Raw genomic sequence first — 19,041 nt, 5'->3', positions numbered from 1 at the left:
TCTCAACGTTTCTTGACCACACTTCGAAAAACGTTCAGCGTTTCTGCTGCAGTCCTTTTCCAGGAAAATTGCTTTGATCGTAGACTGCTCATCTTCCTAAGTCTTTCTCTTGTTGAAGGATCTAACATGCTTTTCATTTTGGAAGCAATGTCCTCAGGACTTTCCGGATCAAAATAGAGAGCTGCATCGCCTGCGATTTCCGGGATGCTTCCCTTGTTTGAACAGACGATCGGTTTCTTGGCCTTAAGAGCTTCAACCAGTGGAATGCCAAATCCTTCGTATAATGAAGGAAAGACTAAAAAGCTGGAGTTCCAATAAAGAGATGGCATATCATCCGGCTTTACATACCCTAATACATGAATGTCTTCCTCTAATGAATGGTCCCTTATAAACCGCAATACAGACTGGTAAATCCCATTGTTTTTATCTGCAAAGCCAGTCAGGACCAGCGGTATGGAGGTATTATACTTTTTCCGTAATATCAGAATTGCCTTTAGAAGATTCTGATGATTTTTATGGGGATTATAACTGGAAGGATACAGGGCATATCTATCAGGCAGCTGATATTTTTGTTTCACCCTTTTTCTTTGCGCATGTGCAGGAGCTCTTTCAAATATGGCGGGTGCATTGAGGTGAATGGCATGAATCTTTTCTTTTGGGATAGGCAGATGATTAGCTATAGCATTCTTGGAAAAGTGTGAGACTGTAATCACTTTTGTAAAAGAAGGTGCAAACTGATGATAGTAACGGTTATTTTCATCTAATCCACCTGGCACAAAATGGGGATATTCAGTGTGAAGAACATCATGAATCGTTACGACACTGGGAACATCAATATTTGATATATACGATTTATGCAATGGGCAAAACCAGAGGTCCAGCTGACATTGTCGAATGGATTTATAAATATGAGCTGAATCTGTTAACTTTTGGATTTGAATTTTTTCATGACGGGGAAAGATATTCCTCATATTGGCACTGAGAAAGAGGAACAAAGTAAGATTTTCCCTGCTGTCAGCGAGATGGGTAATCAAATTCTTTATATACTGTTCAACCCCTCCGAATCGATCTTGTGTGAGATTGAGAAGATTAATTCCAATCCTCATGCCTGCAGCCTCCTTGAATGAAGATTTTCTAATGAATACTTTATAATATTCGTTTACTCCAATTAACATCACAATGAATTTACTATTAGTAGAGGGTGATTATGCCTGCGAGGTTGTTTTTTTGTTCTGTATCTTTAAGTAAGTTCTGGACTGCACTCTGGATGAGACGAATATCATTAAGAATTTGTTTTTTTATCTTAGCATTCTTACAGCGATCCATTTCGTCTGTCAGTAATGCGAGTTCATTCTTAAAAATGTCTATTGTATTCATAAGTCTGCTCACTCCTGACTTTAAAGGGGGAAGTTTGTGTCCTGTAGTACTTTATACCTCTAAAAGGATAGGTTTAAACAAAATAATGGAATTATATGAGTAAATATATCTAATCTTATTGTGTGTAATTTCTTAAAATATGAATGATTTTTCCGAAACCTTTTCAATCCCTATTCGTAAAAGAAGTAACATCTTCGTAGGAGTAAACACGCGAATATGGTATCCTTTATTTAATCTATTCAAAGAAAAAGGTGACAATGTGGCAAAGAAAAAACTGCAGTACTGGACTTTGCAATTACTGATAATCTTAACAATCATTTATGTATCAACAAAAATTTCTTTTCTGTTTGAACCGGTCGGCATCTTTGTATCTACTCTATTTTTTCCAATCATAATATCGGGATTTCTGTATTTCTTATTGAATCCGCTAGTTAAACTACTGCAGCGCTACAGGGTGCCAAGAACGGCAGCGATTTTAATTATCTATGCAGCGGTGATCGGTTTAGTGATGCTCGTTATTGGCAACATTGCGCCTCTTATCAGCAGACAGGTTACTGAATTATTCAATGATCTTCCGGGATATGCGAAAGCGACAAGAGACTTTGTTAATTCAATGTCTAACACGGAAGAGTTTAAGTGGTTTTTGGCACAGGACTACGTATCCATACAAGAAATTGAAGCCCGCATTATGGATTATGCCAATACGCTCCCAAGCCGTTTGACGCAGGGAGTAGCCGGCATAGTCAGTCTGGTCACGAATATTGCAATCACGATTGTCACGGTGCCTTTCCTGTTGTTTTATATGTTCAAAGACGGCGATAAGTTTCCTGCCGCCGTTTCGAAGTTTCTTCCTGTTGCTTACAGGGAAGAAGGGGTTAAAACCCTTAAGGAAACAGGCGAAACCCTTTCTTCTTACATTCAGGGGCAGATTACTGTGGCGCTGTTTGTAGGGACACTGTCATTTATCGGTTATTTAATCATTGATCTGCCTTATGCGCTGGTTATGGCGCTGATTGTAGCCATCACGAATATTATTCCTTATGTCGGACCGTTTCTTGGCGGTGCACCTGCCGTAATCGTCGCACTTTTTGACTCGCCGACTAAAGCCCTTCTGGTTGTTGTGGTCATCGTGATTGCCCAGCAGGTTGAAGGGAACGTGCTGTCACCGCTGATTCTCGGCAAAACCTTAAACACACATCCGGCCACCATCATTATCCTCTTGCTGGTTGCAGGCAATCTTGCCGGAATTCTTGGCATGATTCTGGCGATTCCTACTTATGCTGTGACTAAAACGATTGTTTTAAATACAATAAGGTTTTTAAGGGCGAGGAAAGCAGCTCGGCTCGAGGAGACGGTTACGTGAAGATGGGGAAGCTCCTTTGCAGAAAGGGGCTTTTTGCTGTATTTGCATGTAAAGCTATAATGATAATAAAACGAAAGCAGTGATCCCCGTGTGTCTAATCCTTTTTGCATACAAAGTCCATCCGAAATATAAGCTGATTGCTGCAGCCAATCGCGACGAATTTTACGAGCGTCCGACTGCACCTGCACATTTTTGGGAGGATCATCCCCACATTCTCGCCGGACGCGATTTGAGGAAAATGGGAACGTGGATGGGTGTCACTAAAAATGGCAGATTTGCAGCTCTGACAAATTACCGCGATCCAAATGAAGTGACAGAAGGCAAGAGGTCAAGAGGAGATCTGGCGGCGGATTTTTTGAAGGGCAGTGCTTCGCCTGCTGACTTTATGAACAGGGCATCTGAACATCGCGTCAGCTATCCCGGCTACAATTTGCTTGCAGGGAATTTGGACGAGCTTTTTTATTATTCGAACGTGGAGGATAGAATCGAGCAGCTTCAGCCGGGGGTGTACGGGGTCAGCAATCATGTGCTGGATACCGAATGGCCAAAGGTGAAAAAAGGGAAGGAGGGCTTATCTGCTCTCTTAGATAATGCAGGGGGAAACTTAACAGAAGACCTGTTCACACTTCTCCGGAATGCAGACCCCGCCCCGGATGATAGGCTTCCGAAAACAGGAGTTTCACTTGAATGGGAACGGATTCTGTCTCCATTATTTATCAAAAGCGATGGCTATGGAACCAGGAGTTCAACTGTGCTGCTGATGTCAAAGGATGAGATTTTTTACAAGGAAAGGGTACATATTGGGGAGGATAGGCAGGAACAGGAGTTTATCCTTAAAAAATAAGAAGCCAGCTCAGTGATCTGGCTTCTTTTATTCAGGCAAGCGGCAGTGTAATCCGGACTGTTGTGCCTTCATTTTCCCTGCTGTGGATGTATAGGTTTCCGCCGTGATTTTTAATGATTTTTTTGCAGATCATGATGCCAAGGCCTGTCCCTTTTTCTTTTGTGCTGTAAAACGGCTCTCCCAATTTGGCGAGGCGTTCTTCCGGTATGCCGATTCCTTCATCCTCGACAGTGATGATGACAGAATGGTCCTCCTGGCGGATATCGACGTTTATTTTGCCGCCCATGGGCATGGCTTCCATCGAGTTCTTAATGATGTTAATCAGCACCTGCTTAATTTTATCTTTTTCACAATTCACAAAGAATTCGCCAGGTGACTGAGTTAATTCGATCAGAATATTTTCCATGACTGCCTGGCTGTTTAAAAGAGTAATCACACTTTTTACTATGTTTGTCAGGCAGGTTTTTTCCATTTCGGTTATTTGAGGCTTGGCGAGAACGAGCAGGTCATTGACGATGCCTTCAATCCGCTCCAGCTCATTTAGAATGACCTCTGCGAAATTGTCTTTATGTTCTTCGTATAACAGCTGTGTAAAGCCTTTTATGGCTGTAAGCGGGTTGCGGATTTCATGGGCGATGCCTGCCGCAAGCTGACCGACCACGGAAAGTTTTTCAGCATTCTGCAGCTTTTCTTCAGTCTTCTTTTGTCCAGTTACATCTTTGATAATGATCTGGTAGACTTTTCTGTTCTTAAAAGTGGTTGGGATCAGCTGGACTTCGGCTTTTCTTATTTGTCCGTCAGTCCGGATCAAATTAAGCTCAAAATTCACGCTTAGCTTTGTTTGCAGAAAATCATCGAGGGTGGAATGTTCTGAAGGAGGAGTGTAGTCGTGGAGTGAAGTGCCGATCATCTCATTGATGCTCGTATACCCGAAGAGCTTCTTCCCTTCATTATTGATATAGGTCCAAATCCCCTTTTGAGTCACCATTCCGATCGTATCCTTGGAGTACTCCACCAGAAAACGGTACTTCTCCTGTGTCTCAAGAATTTCCTCTTCCATAATAATTCTCTGTGTCATATCCCGGATTATGCAAATTGCTTCTTTATCCTCATTAATGACTGAAAAATTGGCTTCCAGCCACAAATAATGTCCTTCCTTGTGCCTGAAACGAAAAGTCTCCCGATTATGCGGAAGCTGTTCGAGCTCGGCCAGTGCATCTCTTAGAAGATCCCGGTCATTTGGATGGCAGTATGTGTAAAGACTGCTCCGGTAAAAATCCTGCGGGGAATACCCCAGTGTCGGCAGGCAGGAAGGGGATACATATAAAGCAATGCCTTCTTTTGTCACTCTTGCAATCACATCGCTGGAATGCTGAATGGCCAGCTGCAGATTCCTCGCTTCGACTTTGTCCGCGAATAAATCTGCCGGATTCTCGGTCATAATCATTTTCTCCCTCCTTTTTTTGAAAAATGGCACTTTTCCATCATTATACAATACATGTTTAGATTGACATATAGGATAAATTTCACTCTATGCCAATTGAAAAAGATACCTTTTTAGGTGGTGCTATAATCACAGGAGCTTTCTTATTTCCTCTCCAAGGATGAATATCCCTTCCTCCAGTTCCCCCAGCGGGGCATAAGCATACGAAATTCGTATATAATGATTCGGTCCGTCACTGTATATGCTGCCTGGATTCATCAGCAGCTTTCTTGAAATAGCCTGCCGATAGAGACTTCGAATTGGAATATTGGTCGGTACTTTCAGCCATATAAAAAAACCGCCTTCTGGAGAATTCCATTCTGCTATCCCGGACAAGTGAGCATCTAATGCATCCAGTGCAGTATTACGACGAATTCTTAACTTCTCACGTACATTTTCCATATGCTTTTGATAGAGGCCGGTGGACAGCCATTTTTCAGCTACCCTTTGTGAAAGTGAACTTGAACCATAGTCAGTCTGCATTTTAAGATCGGCAAGCCGGTCGATAACAGGTTCAGGTGCTGCTACCCAGCCTATTCGAAGTCCGGGACTCAATGTTTTTGACAAGCTTCCCATATAAAGGACCTGGCCATTTTTGTCCATTGCTTTTAATGGTGGCGGAGGCATTTCATCAAGCCATAGCTCACGGTAAATATCGTCTTCCACAATTGGCAGCTGTTCTATTCTGCACACATCAAGCAGTTCCCTCCTTCTTTTTTCTGTCATTAAAATTCCAGTGGGATTATGATAGGAAGGAATCGTGTATAAAATGGATTTCCCTTTTTCGTATTTCTTCAAAGAGATGCTTTTAGTGATAATTCCCTCCTTATCCATTGGCAATCCCTTTAAATTCATGCCTGAAGACCGGAAAAGCTGTAAAGAATATAGGTAAGAGGGCTTTTCCAGAAATACGGGTGCCCCTCTTTGCACAAGTCCGAGTGAAACAAGCTGCAGTGCCTGCAGCCCTCCCGAAACAATAAGTATGGAGGAAGGAGAAGTGAAGATTCCGGATGTTGCCAAATACTCACTTACTGCCTGTCTTAATGGGAAATACCCCTTTGGTTCCTCATAACCGAGCTCACTCAATTCATCAGCAGCTTCCTTTAGAACTTTCTGCATTGTTTGTACAGGGAAAATTTCTGGGGAAAGCTCTCCTTTGCTGAGCTGTATAAAAGCGGGGTCCATTTCTAAGTCATTAATTTCCTGAACGATTTTTTCGCTGGCCCTGTGTATCCCTGTATCGATATACTCGCTCCAGCTGGCAGACTGCCTTGAAGCGAGCAGAGTCCATGTATTATTAATAACCTTAGTGCCAACCCCCGTTTTCCCCTCTATTAATCCATCTGCTGCAAGTTCTTCCAGAGCAGTGATAATAGTGCTTCGGTTTACTCCAAACTCTTCAGCCAGTTTCCGCTGGCTTGGAATTTTACTTCCGATTGGCCATTCGCCTTTGGAAATCTTTCCTTTAATCGTTTCCATAACTTGCTGATATTTTGGCAATTGTGCTGTATCCATCCATATAACCGCCTTTAGGAAAATTGGCTGGCAAAATTCTTTTCTAATTGGTTGAGGACATTGTATCAGTTATTGCTTATCCTGAAAAGCAGCATAGATAATGGCTGGGAAATGCTGATAAGGGGGATGAAGTTGGCAAATAAAAAATTTATGATTATCGCGGCGCATAGTTCTATTATCATTCTCTGGGCATCCGCATTCCCGGGAATCCGGGCTGGGCTGGAATCATACTCCCCGGAACACCTTGCCCTTTTCAGGCTTTTAATTGGCTCTGCTGCACTTGGTGCCCTCGCACTGGTGACGAAGATGCGCCTTCCGGATATAAGGGATCTTCCTGCCATTTTTATGCTGGGATTCCTTGGTTTTACGGTTTATCATACAGCACTGAATATGGGTGAAAAAACAGTAAGCGCCTGGCCGGCAAGCTTGATTGTATCAATGACTCCAATCTTTTCGGCTGCATTGGCTGCTTTATTTTTAAGCGAAAGGTTTGGAAGAGCAAGGTGGACTGGTTCCGCTGTCAGCTTTGCGGGTGCCGCACTAATTTCGCTTGGTACAGGAGGCGGGTTTGAAATCCAAACCGGTATTTTATTCGTCCTCCTTGCTTCCATTTCAGAAAGCATCTATTTCGTATTTCAGACTAAATATTTTAATAAATACGGATTTTTGTCATTTACATCGTATACGGTATGGGCAGGGACTGCTTTTATGCTGGTTTATCTTCCCGGGCTCGGAAATGAGATCTTTCATGCTTCGGCTGAATCCACTTTAAGTGTCCTCTATTTGGGGATTTTTCCGACGGTAATTCCATATATTGCCCTGGCTTTTCTTGCATCCATAGGGGGAGCGTCTGAAGCGGTGAGCTCTCTATATCTGACTCCAGTAATGGCGTTTGTCATTGCGTGGGTTTGGCTGGGGGAGGTGCCGGCTATGTTATCCATTGTGGGTGGGATGATCGCTCTAGCAGGTGTGGTGATTATTCACCGAAAAGATAGCTCTAAAAAAGTTACAGAAATTTATGAAAATGGATCAAGTGAAAATATTTAAAAAATATGATTGACATCCTTTTCTTTAAGATGGTAAAGTAATAAACATATTAACAACCGCATAATAAAAATCTTCTTATCAAGAGAGGTTGAGGGACTGGCCCTATGACACCTCGGCAGCGGACAAAAGTGTACCGTGCCAAATCCAGCAAGCATTGCTTGAAAGATAAGAAGAGGACCATTGATAAATGCTGCCCTCTTCTTTCTTTAGAAGAGGGTTTTTGTTTTATGTGGAAAAAATACATCAAGATTCTATTCATAAACATATGAATAATTCTTATCGAGAGAAGCAGAGGGACCTGGCCCAATGAAGCTTCGGCAGCAGGCAGAACGCACTGTGCCAAATCCAGCAGGCAAAAAGCCTGAAAGATAAGGAGAGGATTTCAAAAAACCTCTTCTGGCGGAAGGGGTAAATTTTAGGATATAAATCTTAGTTTTCGCATAGGAATAATTGTTTATAAAGCGGTGACAGGTACCTATACCACATCACGAAAGTGGTATAGGTGCCTGTCACCAACAAAGGAGAGATGCTGCATGATAGAGTTTCAGAATTTAAAGAAGGTCTATGAAAGCGGAGGTCAGCAGGTAGCTGCTCTGAATGGAATCGATTTAAAGATTAATAAGGGTGAGATTTTCGGAGTGATCGGCTTCAGTGGTGCGGGAAAGAGTTCTTTGATCCGCTGTGTCAATTGGCTGGAGAAGCCGACTTCAGGAAAGGTCATTGTAAGTGGCCATGATCTGACGGCTTTATCAGTAAAAGAAATTCGCGAAGTGAAAAGAAACATTGGAATGGTCTTTCAGCATTTTAACCTTTTAAACTCCAAAACCGTGTTTGCCAATGTGGCGATGCCGCTTACACTGGCTAAGATCCCTAAGGAAGAAATAAAAAAGCGTGTCCATGAACTATTAGATTTTGTAGGGCTTGCCGATAAGGCGAACAGCTATCCTGATCAGCTATCAGGCGGGCAAAAGCAGCGAATCGGGATTGCAAGGGCGCTGGCGACCCAGCCTTCCATTCTATTATGTGATGAAGCAACGTCAGCTTTGGATCCGCAGACAACCAGCTCGATCCTGCAGCTGCTGAAAAAAATAAATAAAGAATACAACATTACCATTCTGATCATTACCCATGAAATGTCTGTTATCAGAGAGATCTGTGATCGTGTCGCTGTCATAGAGAGAGGAAAAATTATTGAAGAAGGAACCGTCTTCAATGTCTTTTCATCACCAAAAACACAAACAGCGAAAAACTTTGTCAGCACGGTCATGAATGATCAAATACCTGACTCCATTAAGCAAGTGATTGAAAAACAGCAGGGGCTTCAAAAGGTATTCAGAATCAACTTTGTCGGAAACTCTGCCGGACAGCCGCTGCTCTCGCAGGTTGCCAAAAAGTTTAATATCGACTTCAACGTCCTGTTTGGAAATATTACTGAACTGCAGGGAACACCATTTGGCAACCTGATTGTCGAATTCCAAGGTCTGGACAGTGAAATCAAACGTGCTATTCAGTATATCAGCCAGGAAAAAGTTTCAATAAAGGAAGTGACATCACGTGCTAGTTAACCAGGAAAAAATCATCGAAGCCTTAATCGAAACGGTCCAAATGGTGGCATTCTCCTTGCTGTTTTCAGCTCTTATCGGACTGCCGCTCGGCATATTGCTTGTTGTGACAAGGAAAGGGCATCTGCTGGAAAACACCGTTGTTTTTAACATCATAAACAGCATTATTAATATTTTCAGATCAGTCCCCTTCATCATTCTAATGGTAGCCATCATCCCAATCACACGGATGATTGTCGGAACATCGATTGGAACTGCTGCAGCCGTAGTGCCGCTCGTCTTTTATGCAGGACCTTACATTGCGAGATTAATAGAAAACTCATTGCTTGAGGTTGATCCGGGAGTTATTGAAGCGGCAGAAGCAATGGGAGCGACACCTGGCCAGATCATTTTAAAGTTTCTGATTCCGGAAGCACTCAGTTCGCTGGTATTAGGCTTTACCATTGCGACAATCGGTCTGGTCGGAGCTTCAGCCATGGCCGGGGCAGTCGGAGGAGGAGGCCTTGGTGACCTTGCCATTACATACGGCTACCAGCGATTCGATACAACCGTCATGCTGATTACCGTTGCAATTTTAGTGGTCATGGTTCAAGGCCTGCAGTCATTCGGAAATATTTTATCCAAAAAAATCAGAAGAAGATAACTTAGGAGGAAACACATCATGAAAAAACTGTTTTTATCATTCATTATTTTAGCATTGGCTGTGTTCACTGCGGCATGCTCAAGCACAACAGGCGGAGAAGAAACAAAGAAGGTTAAATTGGGTGTCAGCGGATCAGATACACGCATCTGGGACTTTATTGCCGAAAAAGCTGAAAAAGAAGGCATTGACATTGAGGTTGTGACTTTCTCTGACTATGTGCAGCCAAATGTAGCCCTTGCAGAAGGTGATCTTGATGTAAATGCATTCCAGACTGTCGCTTATTTCGACACTTTTATTAAAGAGCATAATATGGATCTTACACCGATTGCGACAACTGTTTTAGCACCAATGGGTCTTTATTCTGAGAAAGTAAAATCTGTAGAAGACATTCCGGAAGGCGGCAAAATCGCCATTCCAAATGATGCTTCTAATGGCGGAAGAGCCCTTCTTTTACTGGAGGAAGCCGGCCTGATCAAATTATCCGAGGACTATGACGGAAATCTGGACTTGAATAAAATCGTTGAAAACAAAAAGAACCTTGAATTTGTAGAAATGGTATCAGCGCAGACGCCGCGTGCACTTCCGGATGTGTCGGCTTCAGTCATCAATAACGGAATTGCCGTAGACGCCGGATTCAACCCAACTAAGGATTCAGTGTTTATTGAAAGCGAAACCGCTACACCTTATGTAAATATCATTGCTGTAAGAACAGAAGACAAGGATAACAAAACGCTTAAGAGAATTGCGGAACTTTACCAGGAAGATGATGTAGCTGATTTCATCACGAAAGAATATGACGGAAGCATGATCCCGACGTTCATTCCATTAAGTGATATTGGCTGGTAATTAATTTATCGCAGTCTAACGGGCAGTAAGACCCCCACACCAAGACTCAGAGGAATCAAAGGAGGATAAGTGGGGGATAAGGAAAATCCCCACTGATTTAAGTTTCACTTTATAAAAGGAGGAACAATGATGACGGCACCTGTAAAAGCACTATCCGAACTGAAAGAAGCAATCAGGAAGAATGTTGATGATAATAAGGAACTTTACCTTTCTGCAAGCCATCAGATCCATGCAAACCCGGAAATAGGGAATGAGGAGTTTTTTGCCTCGCGCTTGCTTTCAGGCATTCTTGAGAAGGAAGGATTTGAAGTGGAGCGGGCAGTGGCCGGGCATGAAACAGCTTTTCTGGCCCGGAAAAAATCCGCTAAACCGGGGTCGTCCATTGCATTCCTTGCAGAATATGATGCTCTTCCAGGACTGGGCCATGGATGCGGCCACAATATTATAGGCACAACAAGTGTGGCGGCAGCCATTGCATTGAGCAAGGTTATTGATGAGACCGGCGGAGAAGCAGTAGTGCTTGGAACCCCGGCAGAAGAAGGCGGGCCAAATGGAAGTGCAAAAGGAAGCTTTGTGAAGCATGGATTGCTTGAAGGCATTGATGCTGCCCTTATGGTTCATCCATCAAACCATACCCGCCTCACCAGTTCATCACTGGCTGTGGATCCGCTTGACTTCGAGTTTATCGGAAAGCCTGCCCATGCAGCAGCTTCACCGGAGGAAGGAATCAATGCTCTGGATGCAGTTATTCAGCTGTTCAACGGAATAAATGCTCTCCGTCAGCAATTGAAGGATGATGTGCGAATCCATGGAATTATTACACATGGCGGGGATGCTCCAAATATTATCCCTGAGTATGCAAAAGCCAGATTTTTCATTCGTGCTTCAACCAGAACAGATTTAAATGAGGTAACACGGAAGGTTAAAGCTGTCGCTGAAGGTGTTGCACTGGCAACAGGAGCAAAGCTGAATGTCATCGCATTTCAAAACGAAGTAGATAACCTGCTGTTAAACAAGACATATGACAAGGTGTTTAAAGAAGTGATTGAAGACTTGGGAGAAACCGTAGTGGAAGGGGACCGGGATGGAATCGGTTCGACGGATGCCGGCAACATCAGCCAGGTGGTGCCAACCATTCACCCTTATATTAAAATTGGTGCGGATAATCTCGTTGCCCATACTGTTCCGTTCCGGGAAGCGGCCGCATCTGCAAAAGGAGACGAAGCGCTGCTTACGGGAGCGAAAGGACTGGCACTCACTGCCTTCCAGCTAGTAACTGACCCGGAACTGCTTAAATCCATTAAACAGGAATTTCTAGAGCGAAAGGCTGCTGAATAAGAACAAAAGCTATCCTTTTGCGGGATAGCTTTTTTTTGTGAGTGTTTTCCTCAAATTGGAGAGTTGTTTCCCCAATTTGATGAGTCTTTTCCTCAAAATAAGTGTTCGTTTCCCGAATTTCCCCACTCTTTTCCCAAAGTTCACATTTCTACTGTTCCTTCATCCGTTCCTGTGCCATCCGGATAAGTTCCTTCACCATGCTGCCGCCAATCTTTCCGCCAACTGTTCCTGCCTGTTTGGATGTAAGCGTGCCATTATAGCCTTGCTTCAAAGGCACACCTGCCTCGCCAGCAATTTCATATTTCACAGCGTCCGGATTTTTTCTGTCAACATGATACCCCTGGTTTGCCATTACCTGATTTTTCAGCTGGTCCAATGCACCTCTTGATTCCGGTACTAGCGGGCGTCTTTTTCTTCTGGCCATGATGCATTCCTCCATAATAAATTCTTTTTCTTATTATGTGAAAGAACGCTTGGAATAACACTGAAAAAACTTGTACATCCTTCGGTGAAAAGCTATTCTAATGGTAGAAACCTTGAATTTTTGTGAAAAACCAAAAGAAGGTGTTTTAAATGGGATTAAAATATCTGTCAGCTCTTCTGCTTCCTGGACTGCTGGTATTGTTTTTTACGAGAGTCAGCTATAATCGTGTAATCGGGCTGGTGCTGACGGTGGGACTTATTGCTGCTTCTGTATATAAAGGCTACACCAATTCATTTGCCTTAATCGTTATAGACGCACTTTCGCTGACTGTCGGGTTTTGGTATGCCCAAAAATTGAATCCGAAAATAAAGCCAAGTGCGGAATGAAATTTGCAGAGCCTGTCGAACAAACCTATCGACAGGTTTTTTATTTAATGAGTTAAAAGCTGTATTTAGGCATACGTCATATCAGCTTATAATGAAGTTCAATCAAACGTTTGTTTGAACTCAAGGCAATCAATCAAACGTTTGATTAACCTTTCTTCGACACTCCCCTCAATGATTCGGCATATTTCCCAAGCAATATTTTCTCAGTGAAAACACAAAAACGAATATCCGTTCGCATATTATTGGTTTGTTTTAGGCTCTTTGTGGTAGAATGATGATATGAGTTTTGAGTAAAAAACTGACAAATCAGCGGTGCATCCCGGATCTTGAATTATCTCAATGCTGGTTTGTGATTAATATAAATAGATAAAAGTAATCTGAACGGGAGGCTTTTAGGTGAAGGATCAATTTGAATTAGTCTCAAAATATTCCCCGCAGGGCGACCAGCCGGGGGCGATTAAAGAAATAGTGAAGGGAATCAATTCCGGCAAGAAACACCAGACACTTCTGGGTGCGACAGGAACGGGTAAGACCTTCACGATTTCGAATGTCATAAAAGAAGTAAACAAGCCAACGCTTGTTATTGCCCATAATAAAACACTCGCAGGACAGCTATACAGTGAATTTAAGGACTTTTTTCCAAACAATGCGGTTGAGTATTTCGTCAGCTATTATGACTACTATCAGCCTGAGGCATATGTGCCTTCTACAGATACTTTTATTGAAAAAGATGCAAGCATCAATGATGAAATTGATAAGCTTCGCCACTCGGCGACTTCCTCCCTGTTTGAGCGGAATGATGTCATTATTATTGCCAGTGTCTCCTGCATATATGGTTTGGGTTCACCTGAAGAATACCGTGAAATGGTGCTGTCCCTCAGAGCCGGAATGGAGATTGAGAGGAACCAGCTTCTTCACAGGCTCGTTGACATTCAGTACGAGCGCAATGATATCGACTTCCAGCGCGGTACCTTCCGTGTACGCGGAGACGTTGTCGAGATTTTTCCGGCATCACGGGATGAGCATTGTATCCGTGTAGAATTTTTCGGAGACGAGATAGACCGGATCCGTGAAGTGGATGCCCTTACAGGTGAAATAATGGGTGAACGTGAACATGTTGCGATTTTCCCGGCATCCCACTTCGTAACGCGTGAAGAAAAAATGCGGATCGCCATCCAGAACATTGAAAAAGAGCTGGAAGTGCGCCTTGCTGAATTAAGAGAAAACGATAAGCTTCTTGAAGCACAGCGCCTCGAGCAGCGGACTCGCTATGATCTTGAAATGATGAGGGAGATGGGCTTTTGTTCCGGAATTGAAAACTACTCCCGTCATCTTACGTTAAGACCTCCTGGTTCAACACCGTACACCCTTCTGGATTACTTCCCGGAAGACTTCCTGATTGTGATTGATGAATCACACGTAACTCTGCCGCAAATCCGCGGTATGTTCAATGGTGACCAGGCAAGAAAATCTGTGCTTGTGGACCATGGTTTCCGTTTGCCTTCAGCGATGGATAACAGGCCGCTTACGTTTACTGAATTCGAAAAGCATGTGAAGCAGGCTGTTTTTGTTTCGGCAACACCCGGTCCTTATGAGCTTGAGCATACACCGGAAATGATTGAGCAGATTATTCGCCCAACCGGTCTGCTTGATCCAACAATTGATGTCCGTCCAATCGAAGGTCAAATTGATGATCTCATTGGCGAAATCCAGGATCGTGTTGAGAAAAACGAACGTGTTCTTGTTACCACTTTAACGAAGAAAATGTCCGAGGATTTAACTGACTATTTAAAGGAAATCGGCATTAAAGTGCAGTACTTGCACTCAGAGATAAAAACGCTTGAGCGGATTGAGATTATCCGGGAGCTTCGTCTTGGCAAGTACGATGTGCTGGTCGGGATCAACCTTCTGCGGGAGGGACTGGATATTCCTGAAGTATCCCTTGTTACCATACTTGACGCTGATAAAGAAGGTTTCCTCCGTTCAGAACGTTCACTCATCCAGACGATTGGGCGTGCAGCACGTAATGCAAACGGCCATGTCATAATGTATGCAGACCGGATTACGGACAGTATGGAGAAAGCCATCAGTGAAACAAAGCGCCGCCGTTCCATTCAGGAAGAGTACAATGAGAAGCATGGCATCACACCAATGACTATCCAGAAGGATATTCGCGATTCGATCCGTGCAACCCATGCGGCAGAAGAGCAGGAAGAATACCAGCCGTCAGCAAGGCTCGGCAAGCTGAACAAGAAAGAGCGCGAGAAACTGATCGGCGATATGGAAAAAGAAATGAAGGAAGCGGCCAAATCCCTCAACTTCGAAAGGGCTGCCGAGCTTCGTGATTTAATATTAGAGCTGAAAGCGGAAGGATGACGAAAAAATGGCGATGGATAAACTGATTGTAAAGGGTGCCAGAGCCCATAATCTGAAAAATATAGATGTCACCATTCCAAGAGATAAGCTTGTCGTCCTGACCGGACTTTCAGGTTCAGGAAAGTCCTCTCTGGCCTTCGATACAATTTACGCTGAAGGTCAGCGCCGCTATGTGGAATCATTATCTGCTTACGCAAGGCAATTCCTCGGTCAGATGGATAAGCCTGATGTGGATGCGATCGAAGGACTGTCTCCGGCAATCTCTATTGACCAAAAGACAACAAGCCGAAATCCTCGTTCCACAGTTGGAACAGTGACAGAAATTTATGATTATCTGCGATTATTATTTGCACGGGTGGGGCGTCCCACCTGCCCGATTCACAATATCGAAATCTCCTCACAGACCATTGAACAAATGGTTGACCGGATAATGGATTACCCTGAGAGAACAAAGCTCCAGGTTATGGCTCCCCTTGTTTCCGGCCGAAAAGGGACACATGTAAAAGTGTTCGAGGATGTGAAAAAGCAGGGATTCGTCCGCGTCCGTGTCGACGGAGAAATGATGGATCTCGGTGAAGAGATAGAGCTGGAAAAAAACAAAAAGCATTCTATAGAAGTAGTAATCGACCGCATTGTCGTAAAAGAAGGCGTAGCGCCAAGGCTTGCAGATTCATTGGAAACTGCTTTGAATCTGGGCAATGGCAAGGTGCTTGTGGACGTCATTGGGGAAGAGGAACTGCTGTTCAGCGAGAATCATGCCTGCCCTCAATGCGGCTTTTCAATCGGTGAGCTTGAACCGAGAATGTTCTCATTTAATAGTCCATTTGGTGCCTGTTCGGAATGTGATGGATTGGGATCTAAGCTTGAGGTTGATGTTGATCTGGTAATACCTAATAAGGGTCTTTCATTAAAGCAAAATGCCATTGCGCCCTGGGAACCGACAAGCTCTCAATATTATCCTCAGCTGCTTGAGGCTGTCTGCAATCATTATGGGATTGATATGGATTTGCCGGTTAAGGATATCCCTGAACACTTGCTTGAGAAAGTTTTATACGGATCCGCCAAGGACAGCATCTATTTCCGATATGAAAACGACTTTGGCCAGGTAAGGGAGAATTATATTCGTTTTGAAGGTGTCATCCGCAATGTGGAGCGCCGCTATAAAGAAACAAGCTCTGATTATATCCGGGAGCAAATGGAGAAATACATGGCCCAGCATCCATGTCCTTCCTGCAAAGGCTACCGTCTGAAGCCGGAAACTCTTGCAGTGCTAGTATCCGGAAAGCATATCGGCCATGTAACAGAATATTCGATTGAGGAAGCATTCAGCTTCTTTGAGGACCTGACACTGTCTGAAAAAGAAATGAAGATTGCCAATCTTATTTTCCGTGAGATTAAGGAAAGGCTGGGGTTCCTCATCAATGTCGGGCTTGATTACCTGACATTAAGCAGGGCAGCTGGAACCTTATCAGGCGGTGAAGCCCAGCGTATTCGCCTGGCTACACAAATCGGCTCGCGCCTGACGGGTGTACTCTACATTCTGGACGAGCCTTCCATTGGTCTCCATCAGCGTGATAATGACCGGTTGATTGATACGCTCAAAAATATGCGTGATATCGGCAACACCCTGATCGTGGTGGAACACGATGAAGATACAATGGTGGCGGCCGACTATTTAATTGATGTCGGCCCGGGAGCGGGAGTTCATGGAGGGCAAATCGTCTCAGCGGGTACGCCTCAGGAGGTAATGGATGATCCAAACTCCCTGACAGGGCAATATCTGTCAGGCAAGAAATTCATTCCGCTTCCAATTGAGCGCCGCAAGAATGACGGACGCTTTATCGAAATTAAAGGCGCTAAAGAAAACAATCTTAAAAATGTGAACGTTAAGTTCCCCCTCGGCACCTTTATTTCTGTTACGGGTGTATCCGGTTCAGGGAAAAGTACATTAATCAATGAGATACTTCATAAAGGGCTTGCCCAGAAGCTTCATAGAGCCAAAGCGAAGCCGGGTGAGCATAAAGAGATAAAAGGTATTGATCACCTTGATAAAGTCATTGATATCGACCAGTCTCCAATCGGACGGACGCCTCGTTCCAACCCGGCAACCTATACAGGAGTGTTTGATGATATTCGTGATGTGTTTGCTTCAACCAATGAAGCAAAAGTTCGGGGCTATAAAAAGGGGCGATTCAGCTTCAATGTAAAAGGCGGACGATGTGAAGCATGCCGCGGAGACGGAATCATTAAGATTGAAATGCACTTCCTGCCTGATGTGTATGTGCCATGTGAAGTCTGTCATGGCAAGCGCTATAACAGGGAAACACTTGAAGTTAAATACAAAGGGAAAAATATTTCGGAGATTCTCGATATGACGGTGGAAGATGCACTGGATTTTTTCGAAAATATTCCTAAGATCCGCCGCAAGCTGCAGACGATTTATGATGTTGGCCTGGGCTACATCACATTGGGGCAGCCTGCGACAACATTGTCCGGCGGTGAAGCGCAGCGTGTCAAGCTTGCTTCCGAATTGCACCGCCGTTCAACAGGCCGCTCCCTATATATTCTTGATGAACCGACAACAGGTCTTCATGTGGATGATATCTCCAGACTGCTTGTGGTCCTTCAGCGTCTGGTTGAGAATGGGGATACCGTACTGGTTATCGAGCATAATCTCGATGTCATCAAGGCCGCCGATTATATCGTCGACCTTGGGCCTGAGGGCGGAGATAAGGGCGGCACCATTTTAGCTGCAGGTACGCCGGAAAAAATTGCCGAAGTACCGGAATCTTATACAGGCAAATATCTTAAGCCGATCTTGGAAAGAGACCGGCAGAGAATGAAACAGCAAATTAAAGAAAAAGAGGGCGTGACAAACGCTTAATTACAGGAGCAGTACCGTTTTGGTACTGCTTCTTTTTTATGGAAATAAGATTAGATAGCTGGGATGCGGGGTAAAGAACATGCGTCTGCAGCCATCATTTATCTCAACCTAGAAAGGAACATACACTATGAAAAATAAAATCTACCTTTTAGCAGGCATTATCCTGTTAGGGATTGGCATCTATCTTTCCATCACATTCCTTGGTGATGAGAAAAAAGCGGAAAGCAGCCAAATGATTGTTGCATTTGGGGACTCACTTACCTATGGGTATGGAGATGAAACGGAAGAGGGCTATATTGGGAGGCTGCAGAGCAAACTGGATAAGGCATATCAGGACAAGAATTACCGCATAACAAATCATGGAGTGTATGGTTATAAATCTTCTGATGTTCTCCAGCAAATGCTCAAACCGAAAGTGGCAGAGGATATCAAAAATGCAGACATGTTTATAGTATATATCGGCACAAACGATTTGCTGAAAAGCAATGGGGGGGATCTGTATCCGCTCCATCACGAAAATCTTGTTGAAGCTAAGGGCATATTTGAAGATAAACTGAATGGAATCCTGGAAACACTGGAAACCGCCAATAGTGATGCACCTGTTATCCTGATTGGACTATACAATCCTTATCCTGACGGCGACCGGATCGAAAAATATATTGACCATTGGAACACATCCATCAGAAAAAAAGCGGCAGAAGATAAACATATCACCTACATTTCCACCAATGAACTGTTCAAGGGAAAAAACAAAAAACAATACTTCGCTGATTCCCTCCATCCAAACGGAAAGGGATATGAGCTGATTGCTGATAAAATTATAGATAATTACTCATTTTAAGTTCTTGGCTTTTTACATTATAAAAAGTCTTCTAACCAGACTTTGTTTTCTTATATGCTGTGATAACGCTAATATGATATTTTTGTGTGTTGATTGTAGCGGAAGGTGCGAG

16 protein-coding genes and 2 riboswitches are annotated in these 19,041 nt (G+C 43.7%); of the genes, 11 read left to right on the top strand and 5 right to left on the bottom strand.

Features of this window, described 5'->3' with window-relative positions:
• Positions 1 to 2 precede the first annotated feature (2 nt).
• Both BK139_RS06215 and BK139_RS06210 read right to left on the bottom strand, forming a co-directional pair.
• Positions 3 to 1,106, bottom strand: coding sequence for a glycosyltransferase family 4 protein (locus BK139_RS06215; RefSeq protein WP_076257492.1), 1,104 nt, complete (start codon positions 1,104 to 1,106; stop codon positions 3 to 5).
• 85 nt (positions 1,107 to 1,191) lie between these two features.
• Positions 1,192 to 1,377, bottom strand: a complete 186-nt coding sequence (locus BK139_RS06210) for a hypothetical protein (RefSeq protein WP_076257491.1) — start codon at positions 1,375 to 1,377, stop codon at positions 1,192 to 1,194.
• Between the two features lie 259 nt (positions 1,378 to 1,636).
• Between BK139_RS06210 and BK139_RS06205 the strand changes: the two genes are divergently transcribed.
• Positions 1,637 to 2,740: an AI-2E family transporter gene (locus BK139_RS06205; RefSeq protein ID WP_076257490.1), complete on the top strand. Its 1,104-nt coding sequence runs from the start codon at positions 1,637 to 1,639 to the stop codon at positions 2,738 to 2,740.
• A gap of 88 nt (positions 2,741 to 2,828) precedes the next feature.
• On the top strand, positions 2,829 to 3,584 hold the full coding sequence (locus tag BK139_RS06200) for an NRDE family protein (RefSeq protein WP_076257489.1): 756 nt from the start codon (positions 2,829 to 2,831) through the stop codon (positions 3,582 to 3,584).
• A 31-nt stretch (positions 3,585 to 3,615) separates the two neighbouring features.
• Here the strand turns inward: BK139_RS06200 and BK139_RS06195 are convergent, their stop codons facing one another.
• A complete protein-coding gene (locus tag BK139_RS06195) occupies positions 3,616 to 5,031 on the bottom strand; it encodes a PAS domain-containing sensor histidine kinase (protein ID WP_076257488.1) in 1,416 nt (471 codons plus the stop codon).
• Between the two features lie 126 nt (positions 5,032 to 5,157).
• Positions 5,158 to 6,582, bottom strand: a complete 1,425-nt coding sequence (gene pdxR, locus BK139_RS06190; RefSeq protein ID WP_076257487.1) for a MocR-like pyridoxine biosynthesis transcription factor PdxR — start codon at positions 6,580 to 6,582, stop codon at positions 5,158 to 5,160.
• A 132-nt stretch (positions 6,583 to 6,714) separates the two neighbouring features.
• Between pdxR and BK139_RS06185 the strand changes: the two genes are divergently transcribed.
• From BK139_RS06185 to BK139_RS06165, 5 genes are all read left to right on the top strand, one after another.
• Entirely contained in the window at positions 6,715 to 7,629 is a 915-nt protein-coding gene (locus BK139_RS06185) for a DMT family transporter (RefSeq protein ID WP_076257621.1), read from the top strand.
• Between the two features lie 72 nt (positions 7,630 to 7,701).
• Positions 7,702 to 7,801, top strand: a riboswitch (SAM riboswitch).
• 101 nt (positions 7,802 to 7,902) lie between these two features.
• A riboswitch (SAM riboswitch) is annotated at positions 7,903 to 8,004 on the top strand.
• Between the two features lie 158 nt (positions 8,005 to 8,162).
• The gene (locus tag BK139_RS06180; protein WP_076257486.1) at positions 8,163 to 9,194 is read left to right on the top strand and encodes a methionine ABC transporter ATP-binding protein; all 1,032 of its coding nucleotides are present in this window, start codon (positions 8,163 to 8,165) and stop codon (positions 9,192 to 9,194) included.
• A complete protein-coding gene (locus tag BK139_RS06175; RefSeq protein WP_035329251.1) occupies positions 9,184 to 9,834 on the top strand; it encodes a methionine ABC transporter permease in 651 nt (216 codons plus the stop codon). The genes BK139_RS06180 and BK139_RS06175 overlap by 11 nt, the downstream gene beginning before the upstream one ends.
• An 18-nt stretch (positions 9,835 to 9,852) precedes the next feature.
• The gene (locus BK139_RS06170) at positions 9,853 to 10,680 is read left to right on the top strand and encodes a MetQ/NlpA family ABC transporter substrate-binding protein (protein WP_076257485.1); all 828 of its coding nucleotides are present in this window, start codon (positions 9,853 to 9,855) and stop codon (positions 10,678 to 10,680) included.
• Between the two features lie 129 nt (positions 10,681 to 10,809).
• A complete protein-coding gene (locus BK139_RS06165; RefSeq protein WP_076257484.1) occupies positions 10,810 to 12,018 on the top strand; it encodes a M20 family metallopeptidase in 1,209 nt (402 codons plus the stop codon).
• Positions 12,019 to 12,166: 148 nt separating this feature from the next.
• Here the strand turns inward: BK139_RS06165 and BK139_RS06160 are convergent, their stop codons facing one another.
• The gene (locus BK139_RS06160) at positions 12,167 to 12,442 is read right to left on the bottom strand and encodes an alpha/beta-type small acid-soluble spore protein (protein ID WP_076257483.1); all 276 of its coding nucleotides are present in this window, start codon (positions 12,440 to 12,442) and stop codon (positions 12,167 to 12,169) included.
• A gap of 149 nt (positions 12,443 to 12,591) precedes the next feature.
• Here BK139_RS06160 and BK139_RS06155 point away from each other — a divergent pair, with 149 nt between their 5' ends.
• From BK139_RS06155 to BK139_RS06140, 4 genes are all read left to right on the top strand, one after another.
• Positions 12,592 to 12,828: a DUF2198 family protein gene (locus tag BK139_RS06155; RefSeq protein ID WP_076257482.1), complete on the top strand. Its 237-nt coding sequence runs from the start codon at positions 12,592 to 12,594 to the stop codon at positions 12,826 to 12,828.
• Between the two features lie 396 nt (positions 12,829 to 13,224).
• Positions 13,225 to 15,204 (top strand): excinuclease ABC subunit UvrB, encoded by a 1,980-nt coding sequence (gene uvrB / locus BK139_RS06150; RefSeq protein ID WP_076257481.1) that lies wholly within the window; start codon positions 13,225 to 13,227, stop codon positions 15,202 to 15,204.
• Positions 15,205 to 15,211: 7 nt separating this feature from the next.
• Positions 15,212 to 18,088: an excinuclease ABC subunit UvrA gene (gene uvrA / locus BK139_RS06145; RefSeq protein WP_076257480.1), complete on the top strand. Its 2,877-nt coding sequence runs from the start codon at positions 15,212 to 15,214 to the stop codon at positions 18,086 to 18,088.
• 127 nt (positions 18,089 to 18,215) lie between these two features.
• A complete protein-coding gene (locus BK139_RS06140; RefSeq protein WP_286148062.1) occupies positions 18,216 to 18,929 on the top strand; it encodes a DUF459 domain-containing protein in 714 nt (237 codons plus the stop codon).
• The last annotated feature ends 112 nt before the right edge of the window (positions 18,930 to 19,041 follow it).

It is taken from the genome of Paenibacillus sp. FSL R5-0490 (genome assembly GCF_001956215.1).
Taxonomy (GTDB): domain Bacteria; phylum Bacillota; class Bacilli; order Bacillales; family Cytobacillaceae; genus Cytobacillus.
This window is presented reverse-complemented; position numbering and strand designations above follow the sequence as displayed.